This window comes from Mesorhizobium sp. M4A.F.Ca.ET.020.02.1.1, from assembly GCF_004022645.1.
Taxonomy (GTDB): domain Bacteria; phylum Pseudomonadota; class Alphaproteobacteria; order Rhizobiales; family Rhizobiaceae; genus Mesorhizobium.
This window is the reverse complement of record NZ_RZOI01000612.1, coordinates 1-3,716: the sequence shown is the minus strand read 5'-3', so window position 1 is coordinate 3,716 and position 3,716 is coordinate 1. Positions and strand designations below refer to the sequence as shown.

Below are 3,716 nucleotides of genomic sequence, written 5' to 3'. Positions count from 1 at the left end.
CGCCGCCACGCCGCACAAGCCGGTTGCGGCGATCATGATTGCCATGGACGCATAGACTTGCGCGGCAACGACCAGCGCCACGGTTGGGGTCATCAGCGCCAGCGCCGCCAGCATGGTGATGCGGCTGGACAGTCGCACCGTCAGCAGGATGGTCGCGGCCGCCACCATCGACAGCTCGAAGAACAGCGCGCCGGCCTCGGCATGATTCGTGACCTGCAACTGCTGCGCCAGAATGCTTGGCGCCAGCGCCGCGTAGAAGCCGACCAGCGCCATGGCGCCGAAGCCAGTCACCGCCGGCGCCACGAAGGCCGCGCGGATGTCGGCGGGCACCGACAGCCGTGGCCACATCGAGACGTCCGAGAGCCGCCCTGGCCGCGACACGGTTTCCTGGGTGCGCCAGATCAAGAGCGTGACCAGGGCAAGCAGCGCCAGATAGAGCGCGAATGTCAGCCTGAGTGGCCAGGGCGCGTATTCGGCAAGCATCCCCGACACCAGCGCGCCGAGGCCGAGGCCGACGAAATTGGTGCTGGTGGCGATGGTTGCGGCGCGCGATCTGTCCTCGCTGTCGAGCAGCTCGGCGAGCCAGGCGGTGCCTGTTCCCGCGCCGACGCCGATGCCAAGACCGCTCAGGATGCGGGCGATATCGAGCCAGGCGACATTTTCGGCGAACAGGAAGACCAGCGCACTGACAAGGGCGGTCGCCATCGCCGCCAGGGCGGCCGGGCGGCGGCCGATGGCATCCGACAGCCGTCCGAACACCAGCAGCGCCGCCAGATTGCCGACGACGTAGACGGCATAGACCAGCGTCAGCGTCATCTGGGAAAAGCCGAAGGCTTGCTTGTAGATGACGTAGAGCGGCGTCAGTACCGTGCTTCCGGCAAACAGCGCCGCGCTCATGGCGGCGACGGCGGTGGTCGCGGCGCCGCCGCCGAATTCATTGTCGCGCGTCATGGCTTGAGCGTAGGTCGTCATCTCGACGTCCTTCTTTTTGGGGAATGCCCGCCTAACGTGCAGATGGTGACGGCCGTTCCGCTCGCCCAATACGCTCCTGACAGGATGGTCAGTATGGCGCCACGCGAAATCCTCTCGTACCCTTCGCCTGTTCAAGGGGAGAATCGATGGGCAAAGGACGGGTCGAAGCATTCACCGATGGCGTCGTCGCCATCATCATCACCATCATGGTGCTGGAGCTGAAGGTGCCGCATGGCGAGGATTTTTCCACCCTCGCGCCGTTGTGGCCGGTCTTCTTCAGCTACGTCCTGTCCTTCATCAATGTCGGCATCTACTGGAACAATCTGCACAACATGTTCCACACCGTGCAGCGCGTCGACGGATATGTCCTGTGGGCGAACCTCAACCTTCTGTTCTGGCTGTCGCTGATGCCGGTGACGACCGCTTTCATGGGCGAGAACCATTTCGCGCCGGTGCCGGTCGCCGTCTACGGCGCCGACCTGGCGCTCTGCGCCGTCGCCTACACGATCCTGGTAACCAAGCTGCGCCACCTGCACGGCGCGGACACGACCTTTGCCAGGGCGGTGGGCCAAGACAGGAAGGGCAAGGTTTCGCTGGCGATCTACATAGCTGGTGTGCTGCTCACCTTCGTCAACCAGTGGATTGGCGTCGCCCTCTATGTGGCGGTGGCGATAACCTGGTTCGTGCCGGACAGGCGCTTCGAGAGGCTTATCGAAAAGTAGACGACGCTACGTCCGCATGGCCTTCAGCTTTTCAGCCACTGACGCCGCGAGGTCGGCATAGCGTTCCTCCAGCCGCTCGGCCGCCTTGATGACGGGAAAGTCATGGTCGAATTTCTCCAGCGCCATGCGCAGCTTCTCGACGAAGTCGGCCTGCTTCTCCAAAGCCGAGAACAGTGTCTTGACCTGCGCCTCGCTGATGTCGGGATTGGCCAGCATCTTCGGCACCTCGCGGCCCATCTGGTCGCCGGTGGCGGTCTGCTCCTTCAGGATTTCGGCCCAGTCGGTCAATCGGCAGTCTCCTTCGATGGGGGCAGCATGCGCGGCGGCCGCCCATGCGGTCAACCCGCCAACGTCGAAGCGGACTTGCCTGAGCCTGATCCGGCGTTAAGTTCGGCGCAACCTCGAACAAGGACCCTGCCATGACCACCGACGCCGAATTCCAGTCCGCCCTCCCGGCCCTCGCCTCCGGCAACGTCGCCGTCATCACCGGCGGCGCCAGCGGCATCGGCCTTGCCGCCGCGAAGAGGTTTGCGGCCATGGGCATGAAGATCGTGCTGGCCGATATCGGCGGGGCGCGCCTCGACGAGGCAAGCCGGGCGGTCGCCGCGATCGGCGGCGACGTGCTTGCCGTCGCCACGGATGTTTCCGCGGCCGACGAAGTCGATCGGCTGGCGGAAACGGCGCAAGGCGCCTTCGGCGACGTGTCGCTGCTGATGAACAATGCCGGTGTCGGCAACAATCCCGGCAAACCGTGGGAAAACCGGGATGCCTGGCAGCGGCTTCTCGCCATCAATTTCTGGGGCGTCGTGCATGGTGTCGAGGCCTTCGCGCCGGCCATGCTGGCCTCGGGCAAAACCGGCCTGATCATCAACACCGGCTCCAAGCAGGGCATCACCACGCCGCCCGGCAATCTCGCCTATAACGTCTCCAAGGCCGGCGTGAAGACCTTCAGCGAGGGTCTTGCCCACGCTCTGCGCAACGAGCCCGGCGCCAGGGTCTCCGCCCACCTGCTCATCCCGGGCTTCACCTATACCGGCCTGACCGAAGGCGCGACCGAGAAGCCGGCCGGCGCCTGGACCGGCGAGCAGGTCATCGACTTCATGCTCGCCTCGCTCAAGCACGGCGATTTCTACATCCTTTGCCCCGACAATGAGGTGGCGCGGCCGATGGACGAAAAGCGCATGGCCTGGGCGATCGGCGATATCATCGAGAACCGGCCGGCCCTGTCGCGCTGGCATCCGGACCACAAGGACGCTTTCGCGGCCTTCATGAGCCGCTAGAGCAATTCCAGAAAGTTTTCCGTACGGAATTGCGTCAGAAACAAGAGACAGAACGGTTCAGCGTTTCATTGAAATGATGAACCGCTTTGGCGGACCCGCTCAGGCGGCAGCCTTCTTCCTTGCACCGTTCTTGCCCGCCACGGCCTTCTTGGCAGCCAGTTCGGCGATCTTGCGGTCATGCCGTTTCGCCGCTCGCTCGCACTTCGCGCGGATCTCCTCGACCTCCGATTCAGTCAGATGCTCGATGCCAATGAAGTGATTGTGGGCGCGGCCCACCCGGATCAGTTCGTCAAGTTTGGCTTGGATCGCCGCGCCGTCGCGGTTCTGGGTGTTCTGAATGAGGAACACCATTAGGAAGGTGGCGATGGTGGTGCCGGTGTTGATGACGAGCTGCCAGGTGTCGGAAAAGCCGAAGAACGGCCCGCTCAGCGCCCAGACGACCACGATCAGCACGCAGGCGGCGAAGGTCGGCGGCATACCGGCCACATGAGCCACCCAATTGGCAATCCTGGTGAAAAGTCTCTCGATCATCGGAATCTCTCGACTGTCGCGCGAACTCCGGAAGAAACAGCCAACGCACGCTCCCGGTTCCCCTGAACCGATCGGGACCGTGCAATCCGGCACACGCGGAAAGCGCAGGCGCAGGAAAAAACACCTTATGGGTTTATTGCCATAGTGCCGGAGCAGGCAGGAAAAGCCTGTTCCTTCCGCTTCACGGCGGTTTACCTCCGACCCCTTCCGC

Annotated in this window: 5 protein-coding genes; 2 read left to right on the top strand and 3 right to left on the bottom strand. The window is 63.9% G+C overall.

Annotation, left to right across the window (positions count from 1 at the left end):
- On the bottom strand, positions 1-972 hold a 972-nt coding region (locus EN742_RS27785; protein ID WP_148670303.1), incomplete at its 3' end, for an MFS transporter.
- A 146-nt stretch (positions 973-1,118) separates the two neighbouring features.
- Between EN742_RS27785 and EN742_RS27780 the strand changes: the two genes are divergently transcribed.
- Positions 1,119-1,694: a TMEM175 family protein gene (locus tag EN742_RS27780; protein WP_126053919.1), complete on the top strand. Its 576-nt coding sequence runs from the start codon at positions 1,119-1,121 to the stop codon at positions 1,692-1,694.
- Positions 1,695-1,700: 6 nt separating this feature from the next.
- Here EN742_RS27780 and EN742_RS27775 read toward each other — a convergent pair whose 3' ends face one another.
- Complete coding sequence (locus EN742_RS27775; protein ID WP_126053918.1) at positions 1,701-1,982, bottom strand: hypothetical protein; 282 nt, start codon at positions 1,980-1,982, stop codon at positions 1,701-1,703.
- Between the two features lie 131 nt (positions 1,983-2,113).
- Here EN742_RS27775 and EN742_RS27770 point away from each other — a divergent pair, with 131 nt between their 5' ends.
- Positions 2,114-2,974, top strand: coding sequence for an SDR family NAD(P)-dependent oxidoreductase (locus EN742_RS27770; protein WP_128333510.1), 861 nt, complete (start codon positions 2,114-2,116; stop codon positions 2,972-2,974).
- Positions 2,975-3,073: 99 nt separating this feature from the next.
- On the opposite strand, the gene EN742_RS27765 is transcribed toward EN742_RS27770, so the two are convergent.
- Complete coding sequence (locus EN742_RS27765; protein ID WP_189347475.1) at positions 3,074-3,505, bottom strand: low affinity iron permease family protein; 432 nt, start codon at positions 3,503-3,505, stop codon at positions 3,074-3,076.
- Between the last annotated feature and the right edge of the window lie 211 nt (positions 3,506-3,716).

Bases quoted from the DNA above. Each gene is read 5' to 3' on its own strand.
- EN742_RS27780 (WP_126053919.1), top strand. From the start codon at position 1,119: ATGGGCAAAGGACGGGTCGAAGCATTCACCGATGGCGTCGTCGCCATC.
- EN742_RS27765 (WP_189347475.1), bottom strand. From the start codon at position 3,505: ATGATCGAGAGACTTTTCACCAGGATTGCCAATTGGGTGGCTCATGTG.
- EN742_RS27770 (WP_128333510.1), top strand. From the start codon at position 2,114: ATGACCACCGACGCCGAATTCCAGTCCGCCCTCCCGGCCCTCGCCTCC.